This window comes from Microcoleus sp. B3-A4 (assembly GCF_036705385.1).
GTDB lineage: Bacteria > Cyanobacteriota > Cyanobacteriia > Cyanobacteriales > Microcoleaceae > Microcoleus.
The window spans coordinates 29,994-54,690 of the sequence record NZ_JAUBUI010000016.1 but is presented as its reverse complement, the minus strand read 5'-3'; the positions used below and the strand labels follow the sequence as shown (position 1 = coordinate 54,690).

At 47.0% G+C, this 24,697-nt stretch carries 17 protein-coding genes; 10 read left to right on the top strand and 7 right to left on the bottom strand.

Features of this window, described 5'->3' with window-relative positions:
- Positions 1-12: 12 nt before the first annotated feature.
- Positions 13-1,083, top strand: a complete 1,071-nt coding sequence (locus QUB33_RS09810) for an IS630 family transposase (protein ID WP_333349865.1) — start codon at positions 13-15, stop codon at positions 1,081-1,083.
- A 323-nt stretch (positions 1,084-1,406) separates the two neighbouring features.
- Here the strand turns inward: QUB33_RS09810 and psaB are convergent, their stop codons facing one another.
- Together psaB and psaA are read right to left on the bottom strand one after the other, a co-directional pair.
- Positions 1,407-3,635 carry a photosystem I core protein PsaB gene (gene psaB, locus QUB33_RS09805; protein WP_333349862.1) on the bottom strand — a complete coding sequence of 743 codons (2,229 nt, stop codon included), beginning with the start codon at positions 3,633-3,635 and terminating at the stop codon, positions 1,407-1,409.
- 110 nt (positions 3,636-3,745) lie between these two features.
- Entirely contained in the window at positions 3,746-6,040 is a 2,295-nt protein-coding gene (psaA, locus tag QUB33_RS09800) for a photosystem I core protein PsaA (RefSeq protein WP_333349860.1), read from the bottom strand.
- A gap of 643 nt (positions 6,041-6,683) precedes the next feature.
- Here psaA and QUB33_RS09795 point away from each other — a divergent pair.
- From QUB33_RS09795 to QUB33_RS09785, 3 genes are all read left to right on the top strand, one after another.
- The gene (locus QUB33_RS09795; protein ID WP_333349858.1) at positions 6,684-8,312 is read left to right on the top strand and encodes a hypothetical protein; all 1,629 of its coding nucleotides are present in this window, start codon (positions 6,684-6,686) and stop codon (positions 8,310-8,312) included.
- Positions 8,313-8,397: 85 nt separating this feature from the next.
- On the top strand, positions 8,398-9,366 hold the full coding sequence (arsM, locus tag QUB33_RS09790; RefSeq protein ID WP_333349856.1) for an arsenosugar biosynthesis arsenite methyltransferase ArsM: 969 nt from the start codon (positions 8,398-8,400) through the stop codon (positions 9,364-9,366).
- A 172-nt stretch (positions 9,367-9,538) separates the two neighbouring features.
- Positions 9,539-10,699 carry a DNA cytosine methyltransferase gene (locus QUB33_RS09785; protein ID WP_333349854.1) on the top strand — a complete coding sequence of 387 codons (1,161 nt, stop codon included), beginning with the start codon at positions 9,539-9,541 and terminating at the stop codon, positions 10,697-10,699.
- Here the strand turns inward: QUB33_RS09785 and QUB33_RS09780 are convergent.
- Positions 10,662-11,411 (bottom strand): hypothetical protein, encoded by a 750-nt coding sequence (locus tag QUB33_RS09780; RefSeq protein WP_333349852.1) that lies wholly within the window; start codon positions 11,409-11,411, stop codon positions 10,662-10,664. The two genes, QUB33_RS09785 and QUB33_RS09780, sit on opposite strands and share 38 nt — an antisense overlap.
- Positions 11,389-11,787 carry a helix-turn-helix transcriptional regulator gene (locus QUB33_RS09775; RefSeq protein WP_333349850.1) on the bottom strand — a complete coding sequence of 133 codons (399 nt, stop codon included), beginning with the start codon at positions 11,785-11,787 and terminating at the stop codon, positions 11,389-11,391. The genes QUB33_RS09780 and QUB33_RS09775 overlap by 23 nt, the downstream gene beginning before the upstream one ends.
- A 65-nt stretch (positions 11,788-11,852) precedes the next feature.
- On the opposite strand from QUB33_RS09775, the gene QUB33_RS09770 reads away from it, so the two are divergent.
- Complete coding sequence (locus QUB33_RS09770; protein WP_333349848.1) at positions 11,853-13,493, top strand: thioredoxin-like domain-containing protein; 1,641 nt, start codon at positions 11,853-11,855, stop codon at positions 13,491-13,493.
- 339 nt (positions 13,494-13,832) lie between these two features.
- Here the strand turns inward: QUB33_RS09770 and QUB33_RS09765 are convergent, their stop codons facing one another.
- Positions 13,833-14,633, bottom strand: coding sequence for a circadian clock KaiB family protein (locus tag QUB33_RS09765; protein ID WP_333349846.1), 801 nt, complete (start codon positions 14,631-14,633; stop codon positions 13,833-13,835).
- A gap of 68 nt (positions 14,634-14,701) precedes the next feature.
- Positions 14,702-15,970, bottom strand: coding sequence for a type IV pilus twitching motility protein PilT (locus QUB33_RS09760; RefSeq protein ID WP_333349931.1), 1,269 nt, complete (start codon positions 15,968-15,970; stop codon positions 14,702-14,704).
- A 305-nt stretch (positions 15,971-16,275) separates the two neighbouring features.
- Here QUB33_RS09760 and QUB33_RS09755 point away from each other — a divergent pair, with 305 nt between their 5' ends.
- The 4 genes from QUB33_RS09755 (at position 16,276) to QUB33_RS09740 (ending at position 22,687) form a co-directional block, all read left to right on the top strand.
- Positions 16,276-17,673 (top strand): amidase, encoded by a 1,398-nt coding sequence (locus tag QUB33_RS09755; protein WP_333349844.1) that lies wholly within the window; start codon positions 16,276-16,278, stop codon positions 17,671-17,673.
- Positions 17,674-17,945: 272 nt separating this feature from the next.
- Positions 17,946-19,949 (top strand): cation:proton antiporter domain-containing protein, encoded by a 2,004-nt coding sequence (locus QUB33_RS09750; RefSeq protein WP_333349842.1) that lies wholly within the window; start codon positions 17,946-17,948, stop codon positions 19,947-19,949.
- A gap of 516 nt (positions 19,950-20,465) precedes the next feature.
- The gene (locus QUB33_RS09745; protein ID WP_333349840.1) at positions 20,466-22,124 is read left to right on the top strand and encodes an alpha/beta hydrolase; all 1,659 of its coding nucleotides are present in this window, start codon (positions 20,466-20,468) and stop codon (positions 22,122-22,124) included.
- 338 nt (positions 22,125-22,462) lie between these two features.
- Positions 22,463-22,687: a hypothetical protein gene (locus QUB33_RS09740; RefSeq protein WP_333349838.1), complete on the top strand. Its 225-nt coding sequence runs from the start codon at positions 22,463-22,465 to the stop codon at positions 22,685-22,687.
- A 256-nt stretch (positions 22,688-22,943) separates the two neighbouring features.
- Here QUB33_RS09740 and ilvC read toward each other — a convergent pair whose 3' ends face one another.
- A complete protein-coding gene (gene ilvC / locus QUB33_RS09735) occupies positions 22,944-24,140 on the bottom strand; it encodes a ketol-acid reductoisomerase (protein WP_445299518.1) in 1,197 nt (398 codons plus the stop codon).
- On the opposite strand from ilvC, the gene gloA2 reads away from it, so the two are divergent.
- Positions 24,141-24,689: an SMU1112c/YaeR family gloxylase I-like metalloprotein gene (gene gloA2 / locus QUB33_RS09730; RefSeq protein WP_333349836.1), complete on the top strand. Its 549-nt coding sequence runs from the start codon at positions 24,141-24,143 to the stop codon at positions 24,687-24,689.
- The last annotated feature ends 8 nt before the right edge of the window (positions 24,690-24,697 follow it).

Sequence of the window (24,697 nt, the reverse complement as noted above, 5' to 3'; positions counted from 1 at the left end):
GCGAGAATTACAATGTCTGGTCGTCCTCATATAAAGATTACCGAATCTGTAGAAAATTTACGAGAAATCCTCAAACAGCAAAAAAAAATCCTAGCTTATAACAAAGTTCAAATGCTTTATTTATTTCAGTCAAAACAAGTAGAAACTGTGCGGGAAGTATCCGCAGTTTTAGGTAAAAGTGAAGCAACGATTCATCGCTGGCTCTCCCAATATAGAAAGGGCGGTCTGGAAAACTTGTTAAAAAATAGGCAGGTTTTCGGTCGCCCAAAAAAGTTCTCAGTTGAAATAGCAGCGACCTTGCAACAAGAGTTGAGAGACCCAGAAGGATTTAAGAGTTATAAAGAAGTTCATCTTTGGCTGTGGTTGATTAAAGGAATAGCCAGTAGTTACTCGGCTGTCTATTCTTTAGTAAGAGGGGAATTAAAAAGTAAATTAAAAATTCCAAGACCTCGCAGTATTTCTCAGAAATCTACGGCGATTAAGGAATTTAAAAATAACTTGCATCAACAGATAAAAACTTTACTACACAAAGCTTTACCTCAAGTAAACAAATATAAAAAAGTCACTTATTGGTGTAGTGATGAAACGCGGATAGGGCTGCATACAATTCGTCGGCGCAAGCTGACGCTTTCAGGCGTAAAGCCCATGGGGAAGCATCAATGGAAATTTGAGTGTTTTTGGCTGTATGGGGCAGTATCAATCCCTACTGGAAAGAGTTTTTTTTGGGAGTTTTCGCATTTAGACAAAGTTTGTTTTGAAGCATATTTACAACTTTTGTCAATACAATATCCTCATGAATTACACATCATTCAAGTAGATAACGCACCCGCTCATAATTTAAGCTCATCTGAATTACCCGACAATGTTATTTTACTATTTCAACCTCCCGCTTGTCCTGAAGTAAATCCTACAGAAAGAGTGTGGGAATATCTCAAAGGTTTTTTAGCTTGGTCGGTGTTTAGTAATCTTGACGAACTCCGCACAAAAGTCCAGGAAATTTTGGCATCTTTCACCGATCGCGTCATTGGTTTTCTCACCGGATGGTCTTGGATTTTACATTCTTTATCTCTGTCACATCTTTAAAAAAATGGTATAACTACTAATTTTACCCCGCTCGCACTATAAATTTTTCTGTAGGTGCAAATTACCGCGAAAAGCTTTGACCTCAAGGTTTTTAGGACTGATTAATCGCACTTTTATTCCTGCTTGACCGACTCAGCCAACCACTTCGCATTGTCGCGCCGATTAACATTAATCGAACTGCAGCTTCGACTCATCAATCTTATTCCATCCATCCGTTACATCCGTTACACAATCCGTTGCCGAACTTCCTTCTGCTATACAAAAAAATCCCCCGCTAGAAGGCGGGGGATTTTAGTTAATTACCTAGAAACCAGAGTTCAGAGTTACCCGAATTTCCCGGCCGTCGAGGCAATTACAAAGGCGGCGTAAGTGAGTATGTATCCCACAGTAAAGTGAGCCAGACCAACAACGCGACCTTGGATGATGGACAAAGCAACAGGCTTGTCTTTCCAGCGAACCAAGTTAGCCAAAGGAGTGCGCTCGTGAGCCCAAACCAAAGTCTCGATCAACTCTTGCCAGTAACCTCTCCAAGAGATTAGGAACATGAAACCAGTTGCCCAAACAAGGTGTCCGAATAAGAACATCCAAGACCAGACAGACAAGTTGTTAGTACCATACGGGTTGTAACCGTTGATCAACTGAGCGGAATACAGCCAGAGGTAATCGCGGAACCAGCCCATCAGGTAGGTAGAAGACTCATTGAACTGAGCCACGTTACCTTGCCAGATGCCCAGGTGCTTCCAGTGCCAGTAGAACGTTACCCAACCCAGGGTGTTCAGCATCCAGAACATAGCCAGGAAGAAAGAGTCCCAAGCAGAGATGTCGCAAGTACCGCCGCGGCCGGGGCCGTCGCAAGGGAAAGCATAACCGAAGTCTTTCTTGTCCGGCATCAGCTTAGTACCGCGTGCATCCAGAGCTCCCTTGACCAAGATCAAGGTGGTGGTGTGCAAGCCTAGTGCGATCGCGTGGTGAACCAAGAAATCGCCAGGTCCGATCGCCAAGAACAGAGAATTAGTACCGCTGTTAATCCCGTCTAACCAGCCTGGGAGCCACACGTTAGCATAGTTCGGCCAAGCGGTAGAAGCAATGCTGTCAGGGTTAGACAACAGCACATCCATGCCGTAGAGAGCTTTTCCGTGAGCAGCTTGGATGAACTGTGCGAACACTGGTTCAATCAAGATTTGCTTTTCAGGAGTTCCGAAAGCAACTACCACGTCATTGTGAACGTACAGGCCCAGAGTGTGGAAGCCCAAGAACAGCGACACCCAGCTCAAGTGAGAGATAATCGCTTCTTTGTGCTGCAACACGCGATCGAGCACGTTGCCTTTGTTTGCTTCAGGATCGTAATCCCGCACCAAGAAGATAGCTCCGTGGGCGAAAGCGCCGACCATGATGAATCCAGCAATGTACTGGTGGTGGGTGTAAAGCGCAGCCTGAGTCGTGAAGTCCTTCGCCATGAAAGCGTAGGGAGGCATCGCGTACATATGCTGTGCTACCAGGGAGGTAATTACGCCCAAAGCAGCGAGGTGAATTCCCAGTTGGAAGTGCAGCGAGTTGTTGTAGGTTTCATACAAGCCTTGGTGAGGCAAGTTGAACTGTCCTTCACTCTTACCGCCGACCAAACCAGCCTTAGAATCCAACATCTCTTTGATGCTGTGACCGATACCGAAGTTAGTCCGGTACATATGACCGGCAACGATAAACAGAACTGCGATCGCCAAGTGGTGGTGAGCGATGTCTGTCAGCCACAGGGATTCTGTTTGAGGGTGGAAGCCGCCCAAGAAAGTCAGAATTGCGGTTCCTGCGCCTTCGGAAGTACCGAAGACATGGTTCGCTGCATCTGGATTCTCGGCGTATACGCCCCAGTTACCACTGAAGAACGGACCCAAACCAGCCGGGTGAGGCGGGGTAGACAAGAAGTTTTCCCAACCTACGTGCTGTCCGCGAGATTCGGGGATAGCAACGTGAACCATGTGACCAGTCCAAGCCAAAGAGCTGACACCGAACAAACCAGCCAAGTGGTGGTTGAGGCGAGATTCAGCATTTTTGAACCAAGACAAGCTAGGGCGGTACTTGGGTTGGAGGTGCAACCAACCTGCGAACAGGAAGACAGCGGCCAGTAGTAGCAAGAAGATAGCTCCTTGATACAGGTCGGCGTTTGTCCGAATCCCTTGGGTGAACCACCAATGGTAGACACCAGAGTAAGAGATGTCTACTGGGTTAGAAGCGCCACCTTGAGTGAAAGCTTCTACTGCTGGAGCGCCGAATTGCGGGTCCCAAATCGCGTGAGCGATCGGGCGGACGTTTAGAGGGTCTTTAATCCACTGTTCAAAGTTACCTTGCCATGCTACGTGGAACAGGCTGCCCGAAGTCCACAGGAAAATGATTGCTATGTGGCCGAAGTGAGAAGCAAAAATCTTTTGGTAAAGATTTTCTTCCGTCATGCCATCGTGGCTTTCAAAGTCGTGTGCTGTGGCAATCCCGTACCAGATCCGCCGTGTGGTCGGGTCTTGGGCAAGGTCTTGGCTAAATTTTGGAAATTTCGTTGCCATAAGCCTTGATTAATCCTGAATCCTGAACAAAATTGAAGGGATTCGGTTCGGAGTTTGGATTCTCGATTTGAGATTCCTCCCAAATCGAGAATCCAAAACCTAGGGGTAGTTTACCCTACCGAAATGATTCGCGCTAGGAAAAATGCCCACGTAGTGACAATTCCTCCTAGGAGGTAGTGAGCTACACCCACAGCCCGACCCTGAATAATGCTCAGAGCGCGAGGCTGAATCGACGGAGCTACCTTGAGCTTGTTGTGAGCCCAAACAATCGACTCAATCAGTTCTTGCCAGTAGCCGCGGCCGCTGAACAGGAACATCAAGCTGAAGGCGAAGACGAAGTGTCCAGCTAGGAACATCAGACCGTATGCCGACAGTGCCGAACCGTAGGACTGAATCACCTGAGAAGCTTGCGCCCACAGGAAGTCCCGCAACCAGCCGTTAATCGTGATCGAACTTTGTGCGAAGTTGCCGCCGGTAATGTGAGAAATTGTGCCGTCTGGCGATACTGTTCCCCACACGTCCGACTGCATTTTCCAGCTAAAGTGGAAAATCACGATCGAGATGCTGTTGTACATCCAGAACAAGCCTAGGAACACGTGATCCCAACCAGAAACTTGGCAGGTGCCGCCACGGCCGGGGCCGTCGCAAGGGAACCGGAAACCCAAGTTGCCTTTGTCAGGAATCAAGCGAGAACTGCGTGCAAACAACACGCCTTTCAAGAGAATCAGGACTGTAACGTGAATGGTGAAAGCGTGGATGTGGTGGATCATGAAATCCGCCGTACCCAACTCGATCGGCATCATCGCTACTTTGCCGGCTACTACTACTGCACCGCCGCCAAAAGCGTGGCTGACGATTTCCGTAGCATTAGGCGCTGTTGTGCCCGGAGCCAAGGCGTGGATGTTTTGCACCCACTGGGCAAATATCGGACGCAATTGAATCCCGGTATCCGAGAACAAATCTTGAGGACGACCGAAAGCGCGCATCGTGTCGTTGTGGACGTACAAACCGAAGCTGTGGAAGCCCAAGAATATACAAACCCAGTTCAGGTGGGAAATGATCGCATCTCTATGACGGATCACGCGATCGAGCAGGTTGTTGACGTTGCCGCTCGGTTCGTAGTCCCGCACCATGAAGATTGCTCCGTGAGCGGCTCCTCCAACGATCAGGAATCCGCCGATCCACATGTGGTGGGTGAAGATGGACAACTGAGTCGGGTAGTCGGTCGCGATGTACGGATACGGAGGCATCGCGTACATGTGGTGAGCCACGATGATGCTCAGAGAGCCCATCAGTGCCAAGTTAATGGCCAGTTGCGCGTGCCAAGAATTAGTCAGGATTTCGTAGAGACCTTTGTGACCTTCACCAGTGAAGGGGCCTTTGTGGTTCTCTAGGATTTCTTTCATGCTGTGGCCGATGCCCCAGTTCGTCCGGTACATATGACCAGCGACGATGAACAGCACTGCCAAAGCTAAGTGGTGGTGTGTTGTATCAGTCAGCCACAAACCGCCTGTGGTCGGGTTCAGACCGCCTTTGAAGGTCAGGAAGTCTGTGTATGCGCCCCAGTTGAGGGTGAAGAAGGGGGTTAAACCTTTAGCGAAACTCGGGTAGATGTCAGCCATCAAGCCCGGTGTCAAAATCCACTCGTGCGGCAGGGGGATGTCGGCAACTGTTTTGATCAGCTTGCCGCCGACTGTCAGCGGTGAACCTGCATCGATCGCGTCCATGCAAGCGTTGATTGGCAGCGACACGTGAATTTGCTGTCCCGCGTAGCCCAAGCAGCCGCAGCCCAACAACACAGCCAAGTGGTGGTTCATCATCGATTCCACGTTCTGGAACCATTCCAGTTTCGGAGCGCGGACGTGATAGTGGAACCAACCGGCAAATAGCATCAGAGCTGCCATTACCAGGGCGCCGATCGCAGTGCAATATAGCTGGTATGAGTTAGTGATGCCGTTGGCGCGCCACCACTGGAATAGACCAGAGGTGATCTGAATTCCGTGAAAGCCGCCGCCTACATCTGCATTTAAAATTTCTTGACCAAAAATCGGCCAGACCACTTGAGCGCTGGGCTTGATGGCTGTAGGATTTGTCAGCCAAGCTTCGTAATTGGAAAATTTAGCGCCGTGGAAATATGCGCCACTGATCCACACGAAGATTACTGCCAAGTGGCCGAAGTGAGCGCTAAAGATTTTGCGCGAAACGTCTTCTAAGTCACTTGTATGACTGTCAAAGTCGTGAGCGTTAGCGTGGAGGTTCCAAATCCAAGTGGTGGTTTTTGGCCCCTTAGCTAGAGTGCGATCAAAATGACCGGGTTTTGACCACTTCTCGAAAGAAGTTGGAACCGGATTCTTATCGACTACTACCCTAGCTTTTACCTCTCGCTCTGGAGGACTAATGGTCATGAAGACTCTCCTCTCGGTAAGACAAGGAACGAGAACTGAATAATGTACCGGACACTCCCCGCGCTTGATGGGGCGGGGGATTCTCGAAAAAGCCGACACTGCACTACACTTTACTCTTTGCAGAGCTAGACGCAGGTGCATCGTCTCCCCAAGCATTTTGCTTCTTTGAAGAAGCCAGTTTCCCAGTGTCGCTAACAATATGACTGGGTACTGCCAACTCTTCTCTCCAGATGAGCCGCCGATCGCGTCCTTGATTCAGACTTGATACGGCTGCTCCTTTTGAGGGAGTTTTATGAATTATAAGCTTGCTAGAGGAGTATTAATCGCTTGTTAACAATACTTAAAAAAGGCTCAATTCTTGATGTAATAACGCCTGTAAATCCCACAGTCCCTCGAAAAAGTCAAGGGGTACTGCCATTAACTTTACAAAACTCAAAGATAAAGTAATTTAGGAATACTCATTTGTAGATATATGTTTTGGAAAACGGCTGCAGGAATTAAGAGTGCCAGAGGATGGGTTTGCCGCTGCTGGCTCAATCCGGGTTCCTACGCGGCTTTGGAATTCCTGAGCGGCAATTCCCCAATACTAAATTCATTTTTGGGCTATAGTTCCCTATGAAAAGGCTTCTAGGAGTATGGTTGCGTGATTGGGATCAATTGGCACAGAACGGTTGCGGGCAGGCTGCTGGCATTGTTCGCAGCAGCAATATTAATTTTGGGTTTAGCAAGTTGTGGCGCCGGCCATCCCGAATTGCCCAAATCAGGGAACAAGAGCGACTCAGCTACCGCCCCAGTAAACAGAATCTCAGAGGTTTCTCCCCCAGAAGCCATTCAACAACTGCGTCAGGCTCTAGAAATCTACCAGCCTCAAATTAGTATTTTGAATCCAAAACCTGACGAAGTGCTTCAGGATATAAATGTGTCTGTTCAGTTCCAAGTGAAGGACTTGCCCATTTTCAAAGATGCAAACTTGGGTTTGGGCCCCCATCTGCAAGTTTTATTAGACAACCAACCTTATGCAGCAGTTTACGACATCAACCAACCTTTAACGCTCTCCGACTTAGAACCCGGAACCCATACCCTGCAGGTGTTCGCCGCTCGCCCTTGGGAAGAAAGCTTTAAAAACGAAGGTGCGGCGGCCCAAACCACCTTTCACGTTTTTACCAAAACTGACAACAATAATCCCGATCGAACATTGCCCCTATTAACGTACAACAGCCCCCAAGGCAGCTACGGGGCAGAACCCATCCTGCTCGACTTTTACTTGACAAATGCCCCCCCGCACGAAGTGGCGCAAGAAAATTCCCAAGATGAAATACTCGATTGGAAAATTCGAGCCACAGTGAACGGCGAAAGCTTTGCGATCGACCAGTGGCAACCTATATATCTTAAAGGATTCAAACCAGGGAAAAACTGGGTACAGCTAGAATTAATTGACGAACGAGGAAAAATTGTCAAAAACGCCTTTAATAATACAGCCAGACTGATAAATTACCAACCGCTCGGCCAAGACACTCTTTCAAAATTAGTGCGGGGCGAACTAACAACATCAGAAACTCGCGCTATAGTCGATCGTAGCTACCAAGCCCCCAAGCCCACACCAACCCCAACCCCCGAACCGACACCGACACCTGCATTAGAAAAAACACCAGTTGTCCAACCCTCACCAGCGGTTCCAGAAACCCCTGTTACCCAACCGAGCTTAGAGCCAACAGTCGCTCCCGAAGTTGCTCCCATTCAAGTAATAGAACCGACACCGACAGCAACCCCCCAACTCGAAGCGCCGAAAGTTGTAGAACCAATTCAAGTAATACAACCGACACCGACAGCAACTCCACAGGTAGAAACCCCCAAAGTTGTTACTCCAGTTCAAGTAATACAACCGACGCCGACAGCAACTCCACAGTTAGAAACCCCCAAAGTTGTTGCTCCAGTTCAAGTAATACAACCGACACCAACAGCATCTAGCCAACCAAAGAAACAGGAATATAAAGGATACTACAATCGGTTCCGCAACTTCTTGCGTCAAGAACCGCAACCTGCTAATCCTTCAGAGCCACCAACCCTGCCAGAAATAACACAAAAAGCTCCAGTACCAAAAGTAGTTGCTCCCGCGATACCAGAACCGTCTCCCAATCTTGTACCGCCAACGCCACCAGTTGCCGCTGAGACTCCTAGCCAGCCAACCAGCGAATTAGCCCCTCCCGAAACAACCGTTTCCGAACCCGAAAATCAGCCCAAATCCGAACAAAAAGTCGAATTTGCCACCTAACAAAAACTTTCTGCATTCATCTGCGTTGATTCGCGTAAATCTGCCTACATCGGCGGTCAAAAATAAAAAATTAGGACACTAAAAAATGACCTACCTCGAAACAGCAGCCAAATTCTACAGCGATGTTGCCGAAACACCCCAAATCGGACTTTGCTGCGTTCAAAGCAGTCCCTTGCAATTGCCAGGATTAAAAATTCCCGAACAAATGCAAGAAATGAATTACGGCTGCGGCACTACCGTTCACGCCGCCGAACTTGTCGGCAATCCCTTCGTGCTTTATGTAGGCGTCGGCGGCGGCTTGGAAGCACTACAATTTGCATATTTTTCTAGACACAAAGGAGCGGTTATTGCCGTCGATCCGGTTTCAGCAATGCGAGATGCGGCTGCACGAAACTTGCAAATTGCGGCCCAAGAAAATGATTGGTTTGATGCGAGTTTTGTAGAAATTCGTGAAGGCGATGCTTTTGCGTTGCCAGTGCCGGATGCTTCTGTAGATGTTGTCGCTCAAAACTGCTTGTTTAATATCTTTGAACCGGCGGATTTAGCTAAAGCATTAAAAGAGACTTATCGGGTATTAAAACCCGGTGGCAGGTTGTTGATGAGCGATCCGATCGCAACTCGCCCCATTCCGCAGCATTTGAAGGAAGACGATCGCTTGCGGGCCTTGTGTTTGTCCGGCGCTTTGACATACGAAGAATACGTTCAACACCTTGTAGACGTGGGTTTTGGGCAAGTCGAAGTGCGGGCGCGCCGTCCTTACCGGCTGCTCGACAAACACAATTATCAATTAGATGCGGATTTGCTGTTAGAAAGCCTGGATTCGGTGTCTTTCAAAGTTCCTGTACCGGATGATGGAGCTTGCATTTTTACTGGCAAGACTGCGATTTATGCGGGGTCTGAAGAGCTGTTTGATGACGGGGCGGGTCACGTTTTGCAGCGAGGAGTTCCGGCGGCGGTGTGCGATAAAACGGCTGGGAAGTTGGGCGGATTAATGCCAGATAAGGTGTTAATTACGGATTCGACTTGGCATTATAACGGCGGAGGTTGCTGTTAGATTTTGTGTGGGTGAAGTCGATCGCAAGTGCGATCGACCAGAATAAAATTAACGGTGTAGGGGTTATTTTGGAAAATAATTGCAGGGAAAAGCAAGCATAAAATTTAGCAGAAGCAAGAGATACCAATTGCTGAAGTTGGTTGACAATCGCTTCCTAATACTATAGTATTCGATGATGACATATAAGACTATTGACTTATTTTCTGGTGCGGGTGGCTTGACTACAGGATTTCACCTGGCTGGTTTTGAATCTTTATGTGCGATCGAGGTGGATGCGAAAGCTCTAGCGACCTATAAGCATAATTATCCAAACACCAAAATTGTTCATCAGGATATACGTGAGGTCAATCCTTTAGATTTGCGATTATGTTTGGGTTTGCAGAGGGAGGAACTAACAGCGTTGATAGGCGGCCCCCCATGCCAAGGATTTTCAAGAAATATTCCTGCTGACTATCGCTACCTCAGCGACTCTCGCAATCAGTTATATCGGACATTTTTAGAATTCGTACAGGAATTTAGACCCCTTTACGTTGTTATGGAGAACGTACCTGAAATATTGAAAGCTTATGGTGGTGTAGTTAAGAATGAAATTACACAGCAACTTGAGTCGCAAGGTTATAAAGTCACTTATGGCTCACTAAACTCCGCGCATTATGGAGTACCGCAGACCAGATCAAGGGCTTTTTTCCTGGCTAGTTTAGATAAACCACTTCAATTCCCTGAACCTACACACGCTGGCGAGATTAGAAGCGATTACAGAGCTACTAAATCTTTTTACCAACTTAGTCTCCTAGAATCAAACATTTCTTCAGTCGTCACAGTTAGAGATGCGATTGGAGATTTGCCGTTATTGCACGCAGGAGAGGAATATAATGCTGAAGTTTATCCTTTTCCACCCCAAACTGCGTACCAAGCAATGATACGTAATGGAAGTACGAAACTTTTCAATCACGTTGCTCGTGCTTTGAGTCCCATTCAAATGTCAAGAGTGCGTCTTCTTAGTGAAGGGCAAGATGCTAGAGACTTGCCACCAGAATTAGCTCCTAAAAAGCACTATAGCGGTGCATATGGAAGGCTTTACTGGGATAAACCAGCAAGAACTATCACAAGGTGGGTTTTCCATCCCGGATCGGGCAGGTTTTTTCATCCCACCCAAGATCGGACAATTACAATCCGTGAAGCTGCAAGATTGCACTCTTACCCAGATAACTTTCACTTTCTGGGAACATACACTGATATGGCTTCTCAAATCGGAGAATCAGTACCCCCACTTCTAGGTAAAGCAATAGCTGCATCTATTCTCCAAGTTCACTGTCAAAAGACTGTGTACTAAGTTGCTCTTGCAAAGCTGAGAGAACTGTTTGCACATATCGATCAAGTGTAATACGAGTTCGCTTAACCCTGATGTGAACTGCTTCGGGAGGAATGGTTCTAGCTCTAAAAAGTTGCTTTTGATTCTTGTACCAAACTAACTCTAGCTTACCTGCAACATTGCCTTGTAGGCCTGATCCCGCTCTTCCAGTAACTCTATCAACTGTCCAAGCCCAAGAAAAAGCATTTGGGTCAAGTGGATTAAGAGGGAATTCACAGTAAATATATTCATATCCTCTAATGGTTTTGAGCAGTATGCCTTCATAGCTATTGGTAATGCTCTGTGCTGCTTGACTCGATATAATTTTCTCGTTCCAATGCTGAACAATAGCTGCTCCGAGTTCAGCAGGTGAGGATTGTTCGGTCAAACCAGGAAAACCAAGTTTGGCAGCCTTTTTGATAACATCTGCTCTCTGAATGACAAACAAAAATGTGTTTACAACAGTAAGAGTATTCAGTTGAAGAGATTTGAGTGACCAACCACTTGCAGTCGTGGTGTCAACAGCATCATAGAGGAGTTTGCTACGTCCTAATGCTGGATCTGATAAAGGAATATGCTTGACATAATGAAAAATAGCTTCCCAAGTATAATCCTCTATCGAGCCTATAACTGGAGATGCAATGGTAGCAATAATGGCTTGCCTCAATCTTTCAATCTCGTTTTCCGTCAGCACTCAAGAGTTCCTCTACAATTCGTAAAAATTCACCCATTGTTATGTCCAGAGCATTTGTAATGTGACTAAGAACTCTAACAGATGGACTTTTCAGCCCTCGCTCAAGCTGGCTGATATAGGTTCTGTGCAGACCTGTGACTTCTGCCAGATATTCTTGTGACCAACGTTTCTCTATGCGACGACGTTGTATTTCTAGTCCTAAAGTTTGATCTAGTTTGCTAGGCTGCATAGAGAAAAATAGTAAGGTTTTGAATACAAAAGTTCTACAGACTAAAGTATTCAAAGTGGCAATATGAGCACTGAACTCACTCGCCTCTGGTGGCAATGGCATCTTGGCTGTGTCCAAAAGCCCAGGTTTAACCAGCTTTTTCCCCATGCCGCGAAACTTCCCGCTAAATTAAAGAAGTAAAAAAATCATTCACATCCTACCCAGGAGATGCCATGCCTCGCGTCAGAGCACCAGAATTCCCCGGAAACTACCCCTGGTTAAACACCGACAAACCTTTATCCATTGAATCTCTAAAAGGCCGGGTCGTCCTCCTCGACTTCTGGACGTACTGCTGCATCAACTGCTTGCACGTCCTCCCAGACTTAAAATACCTCGAACAAAAATATAAAGATTCCCTCACGGTTATCGGCGTTCACTCGGCTAAATTTGAAAACGAAAAAGAAGTAGAAAACATCCGCCAAGCTATCCTTCGCTACGATATCGAACATCCTGTAATCGTTGACAGCGGCATGAAAGTTTGGCAAAGCTACGCGGTTCGCGCTTGGCCGACTTTAATGGTGATCGATCCTGAAAGTTATGTCGTTGGCTTTGTTTCCGGCGAAGGCAATAGAGAAGCACTTGACGAGTTAGTTGGCAAGTTAATTGCTGAATACAAAGATAAAAATGCACTTAACTTTAAACAACTCAGTTTTCGCTTAGAAAAACAGCGCAAACCTGTATCAACACCGCTAGCTTTTCCCGGTAAAGTGCTGGCATTTGCGATCGCTGCAACGGAGGCAAAACATCTTCACCAACAGGGCGCGCTTTTGGGCGAAATGAGTCAAGAGAATGAATCTGTAGATGAAACTGTATTGCCCGGACCTGCTAATTCAGTCATACAAAACTTAGTTGGTTCTTGCTTATTTATTGCGGATTCAGGACACAATAGGATTGTGGTCAGCACCCTCGAAGGTGAGGTGCTGCACGTTATCGGTAGTGGCAAACCGGGTTTAACTGATGGGGGCTTTGAAGAGGCTGAATTTTTTGCACCTCAAGGTATGGCTTTTGATGCAGAAAGTCAAATTCTATATGTTGCGGATACGGAAAATCATGCTCTCAGAAAGATTGATTTTACGACTCAACGGGTAGAAACTGTTGCTGGTACCGGCGAACAAAGTCACGAAATTTCACCCCGCAGCGGCAAGGGTTTAGAAACGCAATTGAATTCGCCTTGGGATTTAGAAAGAGTTGGAAATAGACTTTTTATTGCAATGGCGGGTTCCCACCAAATTTGGGAAATGCAGTTAGACACTGGCACGATCGGCACTTATGCGGGTATTGGCCGAGAATCCTGTGTGGACGGGAGTCTTGCAGAATCTGCTTTTTCTCAGCCCAGCGGCCTCGCTACGGATCGATCGGAGTTGTTTGTTGCCGACAGCGAAATTAGTTCGATTCGTGCTGTGGGTATAGATGAAGACCCGAAGGTTCGCACTGTTTGCGGTAGCGGTGAATTGTTTGGTTTTGGGGATAAAGATGGTCGCGGTGATGAGGTCAGGTTGCAGCACTGTTTGGGTGTTGAATACGCTCAAAATTACCTCTGGGTGGCTGATACTTACAATCACAAAATTAAGCGGATCGACCACCGGGGCGGTACGTGCAGAACCATGATTGGAGATGGTACAGCAGGTTTGGTTGATGCTAAAGGTCTCAAGGCTCGATTTTTTGAACCTTCAGGGTTGAGTGCGATCGGGCCTCACTTGTTTGTTGCTGATACGAACAATCATGTAATTCGGAGAGTTGAGTTGGATACGCTGGAAGTCACAACTTTGGATTTCCCCAATTTGTGCCCTCCCGATGTTTGTTTGCCTGAGTAAGCCGATCGACCTTTTTGACATCAGGCACGGTTTTCAATTCTCCTGATTGCCAGATTGATTGTGGTAAAGTAGGGTGCTCTTCGGCGCACCTTACAACAATTTTCAAGCCAAGTAAGTTACCCTAATTATTCGCGGTGGGTGCAGTGCCTCACCCGCAATTCACTCCTGGATGCAGAACCTCTATATTTAGGGTGTACAGCCCAAGAACACCTGACCGATATAAGTAGAACGTCAAACCACTTTTTGCGTCCAGGACTGAATTACTAAATGTTGTTAATTCCATCGCTACTAAAACCGCGATCGCCCGTATTAAATAATCGCAAAAATCCTCGCCCCAATCTAAAATTCCGAATAGCTCAGCAGCCGCACTATTTTTTCATTATCGTTCAATTCGCCGACAATTCGTCGCACGGGTTTCGGCCAGATTTTAATCAAAGTAGGAGTTGCTGAAATCTGATCTGCCTCAGCTTGTTCTGGATGTTTCAAAACATCAATTACTTTTAAAGTGTAGGGACGATCGAGGCCTTTCTCTAAGAACTGGTGTAAAGTTTCGAGGGTGCGTTCGGTACTGGGGTTGCTGCCGGAAACAAACAGACGCAAAACGTACCCTTGAGTTTGTGGCGGTGGGATGAGTGCTGTTGGTTTGGGAAGCCGAGTCTGCTGCGATTGCGGAAAGCCCAAGGGAGTTACGATCGAACTGCTCCAGTCCGATCGAGCTTCGGCGCTGGCATACTGTACAACTAAGTCGTGATTTTCCCAAAGTTCGGGGAATTCTTCGTGATAAGTAGCGATCGCCATTGGTTCGCACATTTCTTCGCTGCGGGGGTGCCACACTAAGTCGCCAGTCCCAAAAATGGCGTTCAGCAGCGTTTGATGTCGCAGCACGAGGGGGTAGGCCTCGGCAGCAACCCGCACCTGCCGGTCGCCTGGATCGAGCCAGGAGTCAACGGTTGCCGTGTAGCAAGGTATCAGAAAATGCGGCGGTTCGGACAAACCGAGGAGCTCCTGTAGAGCTACGCACAACTGCAAGTGCCAGTGAGTTTGCTTGCGGGGGTCTATGCAATAGATTAAGTCTCCCCCTGGTGTAAACAGCGCAATACCTTTGAAAATTTCTGGCAAAATCGGGCGATCGACTTTCAATTCAGTACACCAATAAAAGTTAACAGTTAAAAGTTAACTTTTAACTGTTAACTGTTAACACTCGACCTTTAGACTCGACCTCGGAGCATCTGAGCCATTTCGTTCGGGAACGGCGAGTTCTCTACACAAAGTTCTTCAGTAATCCGACCTTCTTGATAAAGGCCGTAGAGCGACTTATTCATCGTCGTCATGCCTTCATAAGTATCTTTGATCATGATTTGATTGATTTCCTCATTCTGACCCTTCAGAATGTATTCCTTAACCACGTCGGTATTGATCATAACGTCGTGGAAAGCAGCCCGCTTCCCGTCTGTGGTTTTGCACAGCAGTTGAGCAATAATCGCCACTAGGGATTCGGAAATTGAAACCCGTATGGCATCCTGTTCTTCCGCCCCGAACATATCCAGAATCCGGTTCAGGGTTTTAACCGCACTGTTGGTGTGCAGGGTTCCTGCAACTAAGTGACCGGTTTGAGAAGCTTTGAGGGCGATTTCCACCGTCTCTCTGTCCCGAATTTCTCCTACTAGCAGCATATCCGGGTCTTGTCGCAGAGCGCCTTTGAGAGCGCTCATAAACTTGAGGGTGTGCCTGCCGACTTCCCGGTGCTTGATCAAGGATTTTTTGCTTTCGTGTACGAATTCTACGGGGTCTTCGATCGTGATGATGTTGTAGGCTTTATTCTTATTGATGTAGTCGATCATCGCGGCCAAGGTGGTAGACTTACCCGAACCTGTCGGGCCTGTCACTAAAATCAGCCCTTTGTGGTAGCCGCATATTTTCCTAAATACCTCCGGCAGTTTCAATTCCTCCAGTGTCATTATTTTGGCAGGAATTAGCCGCAGCACCATTGCCGGGCCGGCCAAGGAGTCCATGCAACTGATCCGAATGCGGACGAACCCGAAGTCAAAAGCGCCGTCAAAGTCTAGAGTTTTTTGGAAAATTTCAATTTCTTCATCGCTCATGCACTCGCGCAACCAGCCAAAAAACGTATCTAAATCCGTCGGTGGATAGCCGATGTCGGCAATCTCGCCCCGGGTGCGGAAGCGGGGAACTTCGTTTACTCCGAGGTGAAGGTCGGATACTCCTTCTTCTTTGGCTCGGATTACTAGCTCTTTCAAACTCGGAACTCCGCCGCTGCTAGAGATCGGGTTTTTAGGTGTGGCGAAGGATTGCGGCGGCGGTGCTGGTGCTGGTGCTGGTGCTGGTGCGGGCGGCGGTGCGGGCGGCATTCCTGCTGCTCTGGGGGGCATCCCTGGAGCTGGAGGGCGGGGTATTCCTGGCAGGGGGGGAGCTCCGGGTACGGGCGGGCGAGGAGCTGGCGGATGCTGCTGTGTCATATGCGCTACCTTAAGTTGGTGAGAAGGCTGACTCGAACAGATGATTTGTGGGAGTTGAACAATGCCGATCGCCATTGTGCGGCTCTTGCACAAAAGCTTAACTGTTCTCCTCAGTCTATCGCAAGATCAGTTTCTACTGGTGCAATACAAAGGAAATATTCTGCCAATAGGAGGATGCGCTCACTCTTGATCTACGACCAAATAGGGATTTTCCACATTTTTGGATAAATTTTTTAATGGAAAGAGTTTTCCGCACTCAAACAGTATAAATTGATACTTCATCCAATTATTAAGGACTTAAACCGATGAATTCTGTCGCTCGGGCTTTTACTCCAGCTCTGGAGTTGGCGGAGTCGATCCGCACCCTGGAAGTCTCGCCTTTAGAAATTGTCAATCTCTACTTGGAACGCATCGATCGATTAAACCCTGAGCTGGGCAGTTATTTTACTGTAACGGCAGAGCGGGCGATCGCCCTCGCTAAATCTCAAACCGAAAAACTAGCTGGGTTAAACAAGCCACAGGAATTGCCACCTTTTTTCGGAGTGCCGATCGCCATTAAAGACTTGACACCAGTTACCGGCCTTCCCTGTACCTACGGCACTCAGGCTTTGCTGGGTAACATCTCTGCCTACGACGAGTCAGTAGTATGGCGGATCAAAGCAGCGGGATTTAACATTCTGGGCAAAACCGCCACCTCTCAAATTGGCTCATTACCTTACACCGAACCAGAAGGTTTCCCGCCCGCCCGCAATCCCTGGAATTTAGACTATACGCCCGGAGGTTCCAGCGGAGGCTCAGCGGCGGCTGTAGCAGCGGGTTTGTGCGCGATCGCCCAAGGTTCAGACGGCGGCGGTTCGATCCGAGGCCCAGCTTCCTGCTGCGGTTTAGTGGGCATTAAACCATCGCGGGGGCGAGTTTCCTGGGCACCTGTCGGAGATTACCTCAGCGGCATTTCTGCCAACGGCCCATTGGCGCGAACTGTAGCTGACGCCGCCGCACTTTTGGATGTAATGTCAGGCTACACAACAGGCGATCCGTACTGGCTACCCGATTCAAATCCGACGTTTTTAGAGGCTTCGCGTCAAAAGTCGGGCAAACTGCGAATTGCGTTTTCTACGACTATTTCCCCTGTGGGCGAGGCTGCGCCTATCTGTCAGCAAGCGGTACTCGAAACCGTCAAGTTACTGACTGATTTGGGTCATGATGTCGAACCTGGATGCCCAGATTTTACGGGTTTAATCGAACCGTTTATCGCAATTTGGCAGTCGGGGGCGGCGGCAAGCGGCATTCCAGGCCCTGCTTTGGAACCGATGAATCGCTGGCTGTTAGAAAGAACTATTTCGGCTGGGGAATATTTGCGGGCGGTGAATCAAATGCAGGTTATTTCACGGCGGATTGTGGGATTCTTTGAAAAATTTGATGTGTTAGTTTTGCCAACTTATATGCACTCGCCAATCCGGATTGGGGAGTGGGCGGATTTGAGTTTTGAAGAAACTTTGCAGCGCATTATTAATTGGGTAGCTCCTTGTCCGCCGTTTAATGCTAGCGGTTTACCTGCGATCACACTTCCTGCCATTTTAGATGACAACGGTTTGCCGGTGGGAATTCAGATTATCGGGCGACCGGCTGCGGAAGCAACTTTAATTGCTTTAGCCGCGCAGATGGAAGCGGCGAAACCTTTCCCGGTTTTAGATTTTAAATAGACAAGAGCAAGGGATAAAAGCACGTTTCCCTTTTTTCTGGGTATTATTCGCCATCAGGACTTGGGCGCGGGGAACTAGAAACCCGGCTTTTTTCATAAATTTCTCGTCATCAAACCCAGGTTTTACCAAGAAACAGGGTTTCTCCCGCCCAGTCCTACTTATTAATAATTACGCTGTAAATTATTGATTATACCTCTTTAGATTGATAGATATTTTGATTGTTTTATCTTAAATATAGTAGCAGTTTGCTGCCAAGATTTAGGGTGAAATTTATGTTAACTTCGGGCCCGATTACCGCTCCCGTCCCCGTTTTTCTAGTTCTTTTAGCAATCATGCTAATCGCGCCGCTGTTATTTGAGCGTTTGCGACTACCGGGAATAGTGGGTTTAATTATTGCTGGCGTAATTGTAGGACCCAACGGTTTCAATTTGCTGCAACGGGACGCTACTATTGTTTTGTTAGGTACAGTAGGATTGCTGTTTTTGATGTTCCTAGCGGGACTGGAAACTAGCCTCGACGACCTCAAACTTAATGCGGACAAAGCTGTCATATTTGGACTGGCTACTTTTTCGTTGCCGATGATATTGGGGACGGGAGCGATGCTGCTGTTGGGATATAGCTGGCTGGCTTCAATTTTAATTGCTTCTTGTTTCGCTACGCACACGCTTTTAGCACTGCCAATTCTCACAAAATTGGGATTGATGCGAACTCAGACTATTACTGCGACTTTGGGGGGGACTTTAATTACGAATGTGTTGGGACTGTTGGTGCTGGCAATTGTTGTCAAAGCTTACAAAGGAAATCTCACTCTAGATTTTTGGCTGGTTCTCATTCCCTCTCTTGCTATCTACACTTTTGGTACTTTGTGGGGAGTCCCCAAAATCGGTCGCTGGTTTTTTAAGAAATTCGGACACGACGAAAATGCCGAATTTATATTTGTATTGGCTACCCTATTTCTAGTTTCTTACGCAGCCGAACTAATTGAAATTGAGGCAATTATTGGTGCGTTTTTATCGGGGATTGCGATTACTCAAATTATTCCGAAAATGAGTCCCCTGATGAATCGGATTGAGTTTATTGGCAACACGCTGTTTGTCCCGTTTTTTCTGATTTCTGTGGGGATGTTAATCGACCCGCTAATTTTGGTAAAGCAGCCGCAGTCTTTATTGGTGGCGGCGGTGATGATTTTAGCAGAGGTGGTGAGCAAGTTTTTGGCAGCTTGGATACCGGGGAAATTATTTGGTTTTGAGTTTCCCAACATTATGGTAATGTTCGGTCTTTCTGGTGCTCAAGCTGCTTCTACTTTGGCTGCGATTACGGTTGCTTTTGAGATTAAATTGGTCGATCGCGTAACGGTGAACGGCATCATTGCCATGATTTTAGTAACTTGTGTCGCTTCTCCTTGGATTGTATCTCGGTGGGGCCAAGAAATGCAGCAGCCCGAGTCGATTTTGTCGGCGGCTAGTCCGGGAAAAAATTCATGGGGAGATCGAGTTTTAGTGCCTGTTGCTAATCCGAATACGGAAGATAATTTGCTGCGTTTGGCTTTGATTTTAGCAAAAAGATATCAGGGAACTTTGCTGCCCCTGCATATTTTGTCCGATCGCGGGGAAGCAATTTCGCCCGCCGATAAAATGCAACAAACTCAACTTTTGACGGCGGCGCAAACTGTTGCCCATGCTGCTGCTTGTGCGGTTGAACCGATCGCGAGGATAGATGATGCGATCGATCGCGGAATTCTGCGGAGTGCAACCGAACGCGAAGCTAGTTTAATAGTTTGCGGTTGGAAGGGATTTTCCACGACTCGCGACAATTTTTTTGGCAGCATTATTGACAATGTAGTAAGGCGATCGCCCGTACCCGTACTGATTGCTCGATTTCCCGATCCTCTTCAGAATACAGCCAGAGTTATTTTGGCGGTAACTGACAGCGAGTTGACTCGGTTTGGGTTTCAGGAAACCGTGGATATTGCTAAGAGTTTGGCTGAGGAACTCAAAGCGACTTTGCAAGTGTTGTTGGTGGCGACACAACGGGAAAAAAGCAACAAAACTGCGACGGAGGTGGAAATTCTTTCTGAGATACCAGTAAATCGGGTGCGGGGAAATTTTACCAAGCTAGTTTCGCAGAATTTGTTAGAACACGATTTGCTGATTTTAACAACACTTTCTCAGCAACAGAAATTGTGGGAAAAATCGGGAACTCTCAAAGAACCGGAAGCTATCGCCCGGGTTCACCCAGATATTTCGATGCTTGTTGTTTATTTTCCTGTATCTTGAGGAATATTTTAACCGCAGATTATGTTATGAATCTGGATTCATTTGCGGTTAAGATTTTAGGACTAAAGCCAAGTGGCAAATTAAACAAAGGTATGTAGTTGCGCTCGACTCGCTCTTTCCTAATCTAAGAGCGCACAAGCGCAACTACATACCTAAAAATTCCCCCCCTATTTGTGACAATTCTGTAAGTCTTATATTTAATCCTAATCCAACGTAATTGCTAGCAAAATTTCCGCACCTTTGCTCGGTTCGGAAATACACTAGATCGCTCTTTTCACTCGCGAAGTTTGTATTTTTTGGGATGTCGATTAAAAAATCCTTCAACCGATCATCATTAGCACCCGCACAAGAAGTGTACTTAGGTACGGAATGTGCGATCGGCAAGTAAATATGCGTAGAGGCCTTGACGACCGCACCCCGATGGAGGCAGTTTCTCGGCATCTAGGACAATTTCTCGGTATCTGGGAGAATTTTGAGAATATGGTGATCTATCCTCTCTAGTTCAATAAAGTAAAAATGAGCATCAGACCAAATTTCAGATGGTTTTCTTCAGTGGCGAGTGTTTTGGGTTCGATTTCGATTAATCCTTTCAGCGACACGACATCTCCTGTAAAAGCTGCAGAAACGGTTGTTGTACGCAAAGGTATTTTAGAATCGTCAATATCGGTTGCGGATTTGCGCGAACTCGCAGAAACAGGAAAAGTCCCCGCCAGACTGCAAGCTTATGCCAATCTCCTGTCTGACGAACAGCGCAGTAAAATCTTTCGGGCGCTGCAAGCGAAAATTCCCCTAAATGTAGTCGGCCTGAGCAACTTGCTAAATACGGGCATCGGCACTGCCATCCTGACGGATTTGACTACAGTGATACCCAGGCGCGACGGTGGGGGTGTCGAAGCGCTGCGATCGGCTCTGCTGCTGGGAGCAAACGCGCCGGAAGGCTTATCGGTATTGAGTTTCATTGAATCTTATCCGAGCTCGCGGGTCGTGGTGGATCTCGATCGAGCTTTCGCAGTTTTGGGAAATATGAACGCAAGTTTTTGGCAAACTCAGCGCTTTATGGAGGCGATCGCACCTCAGTTAGCACCGGTTAAACCCGCGTTTAACCTTCCTTTCGATCCAACCCAGCCCGGCCCTAATTCGGTGCAGGTACGGGCGCTAGATTTGAACGATAGCGCCCGCAATCGACCTATTCCGGTTGATGTGTACTGGTCGGAAGCTGCGACAGCCGACAAACCGACGATCGTCTTTTCTCACGGGTTGGGTTCCGTCCGCACGGATTTGCGCTACTTAGCCGAGCATTTGGCGTCTCATGGCTATGTGGTAGCAGCTTTAGAACATCCGGGCAGCAACGAGACGAATACCAATGCTGCGATGGCGGGTAAGTGTCCCTTGCTAGCTCCTCAAGAGTTTTTAGACCGTCCCAAAGACATCAGTTTTGTACTCGACGAACTGACAAAATTGAACCAAACTGATGATAATTTGCAGGGGAAAATAGCGATCGACCCAGCCGTAATAATTGGCTATTCCTTCGGCGGCGCTACAGCCTTGTCCTTGGCCGGCGCCGAAGTGCAATTGAGCGGACTCAAACAGCGGTGTCAGGGAGATTTGATTGGGTTCAGCTTGGGCGAAGGCATTCAGTGCGCGGCGGCCGGATTGCCCGAAGAGCGGTATCAATTGCGGGATGCGAGGATTAAAAGGGCGATCGCCATGAATCCGATCACATCATTACTATTTGGAGAAACGGGTTTAAGTGCAATTCAAATTCCTACTTTAATAGTAGCATCTTCTGCCGACAAAACAACTCCCGCCTTAGCCGAACAAATTGCCGGCTTTCCGAAAATTCCATCTCCTAAATGGCTAGTCGGTTTTGTAGGAGGAACCCACTTAAGCGTCAAAGATCCCAGTACAACTTTACACCAAGTTCGTAGGCCGAGCACAGTAATTACTGGGGATGAACTTGTCGGCGACCAAGCTGTTAGCATACGCAATTATATTAAAGCTGTAAGTTTGGCTACCGTCGCTCAACTGACTGCTGAATCTGACAAATATGCAGTCTTTCTAACACCAGAATACGCGCAATTTGCTTCTACATCGGCAATCCCGGTGCGGTTAGTAACAGAAATTTCCCCGGAAATTCATACAGTAGTGCAAACTTTTATTCAAGGGAATAAGTAGTAATTAATCATTAGTCGTTAAGTAGGTAAGCGCAAAAAAAACATAGTATTTTGTTGAGTTCTCGACCCAGAACATAATTACGTAGGGTTCGCAGTCCGAACCTTACCACTATTAGTTATTAGCTAATAATCTGATGTCCGCTCGAACACCTATAATAAAGGTGTTTGTAGTGGTAGTTCGAGGGGACATCATATTGCGACTAGCCGGCTTTCCTGTTGTAGGGGACGCCCCTTACCCCCCAGGGCTGTATTTTCTTCTTAAGCTGTTACTGATATATTTTGTCCGTGCAAGGGCAAAATATAACAAAGCGCTTTCACAAACTCTACTCCCAAACTGCGATGCCTAAAAAAAATCTTATCCCGCTGTTGCTGCTGTTTATAGCCCTGTTTACCATTTACGGTGACACTTTAACTTTTCTCCCCAAACCTGTAAGAGATACTAGCGTGGCAAGTCGAAAGTTCTTCGTGGGGTTGTGGCCATCATGGGTGAAGCCGAAAGATTCAAACAAGCAAAGGGATAAGGAGATTGAGAACTTGGAAAAAAGCCCTAGTCCAAGTCGCTAGTTTTGATTTACTAACTAGAAACTTGGTTCTCTAACAATACCTAGCCATTTTCTTGTAGGTTGGGTTAAGCGAAGCCCAACCAAACATAAAGATTTGAGATTGTAGATTTTAGATTTTTCCTCCAATCTCAAATCGATTAAACTTGAGATTTTAGATTTTCCTCCTAGCGGTAAGGTGTGCATTGCACACCCTACAGATAGAGGTTATGCGTCCAGACTGTTTTAGATTTGTACTCCCATCTAAAATCTAAAATTGATTAAGCCTGCTTTTTCAACCAGCTAAACATAGCTCGCAAATCTTTACCAACTTCTTCAATAGGATGTTCTGCTTCCTGACGGCGCATGGAGGTAAAGCCCGGTTTGCCGGCTTGGTTTTCCAGAACGAATTCGCGGGCAAATTGACCGGATTGAATTTCGCTGAGAATTTTACGCATTTCGGCGCGGGTTTGATCCGTGACGATGCGGGGGCCGCGAGTTAAATCGCCGTATTCTGCGGTATTGGAGATGCTGTCGCGCATTTTGGCGAGGCCTCCTTCTACTACTAAGTCAACGATAAGTTTAACTTCGTGCAAACATTCAAAATAAGCTAATTCCGGTTGGTATCCGGCGTCAACTAAAGTTTCAAATCCAGCTTTAATTAAGGCGCTCAAACCGCCACACAAAACTACTTGTTCGCCAAAAAGATCCGTTTCTGTTTCTTCGCGGAAAGTGGTTTCCAGGATGCCGGCTCTGGTGCCGCCGATACCTTTAGCATAGGCCATTGCCCGATCGCGCGCTTGACCGGAAGCATCTTGATATACTGCAAACAAACTCGGAACACCTTCGCCTTGTTCGTAAGTCCGCCGTACCAAGTGTCCGGGGCCTTTGGGCGCAACCATTACTACGTCTACATTGGCAGGGGGAACAACTTGGCCGAAGTGAATGTTAAAACCGTGAGCAAATGCTAAAACATTTCCTTCAGAAAGGTTCGGTTCGATTTGTTCTTTGTAAATAGTTTTTTGAACTTCATCGGGCAATAAAATCATGATGAAGTCAGCAGCGGCGGCTGCTTTGTCTACCGGGTGAACTGTTAAACCCGCGTCGGTTGCTTTGGCTGCAGATTTGCTACCGGGATACAAACCGACAACGACATTCATGCCACTGTCTTTGAGGTTAAGCGCGTGGGCGTGTCCTTGGGAACCGTAGCCGATGATAGCAATCGTTTTGTTGGCTAAGAGGTCTAGGTTCGCGTCGGTGTCGTAATACATACGGGCCATAATCCTTGTCTCCTGAGATGCAAATTGGGTGATTGACTGCAAAACTCTCATTTTATCAAAGTAGGGTACTTTTTTTGCAGAAATTTTTCCGATTAAGATTTGGGCGAGGGAAAATTCAGGGCGATCGCCGTGAATTTCCCAGGGTTTCTCGCCGTGTCTGCGATCGTCAAATATAATTGTTAATAGCGTGCTGTGCATTTGAAAAAACCTCACATCTTGCATCATTCTCAAGAACAGGCTTTCGGGCCTGTTCCACAAGAAAACTCACTCTGTGTGGAACAGGCATCTTGGCTGTTCATAAAAAGCTTATTGAGAATGATGCCACCTCTCAGAAAAACGCAACTAACTAACTTTTTTCAGATGAAAATAAAGGCAATACATCATGTGGCGATTATTTGCTCGGATTACGAAGCATCGAAGAAATTTTATGTAGAAGTATTGGGATGTTCAATTATCAAAGAAACTTTCCGAACCGAGAGGAATTCTTACAAACTAGATTTGCGAGTCGGAAACGGCGACACCATTGAGCTTTTCTCATTTCCCCATCCTCCTGAAAGAACTAACAATCCTGAAGCTTGCGGTTTGAGACATTTAGCTTTTGCAGTTGAGGACATAGAAGCATCAGTTGCTTACTTAAAATCCCAACAAGTAGAAGTAGAAGAAATTCGCATTGACGAAATTACCGAAAAACCTTTTACATTTTTCCGAGATCCAGACAACTTACCTTTAGAAATATATGAAAGTTAAGGAGTATC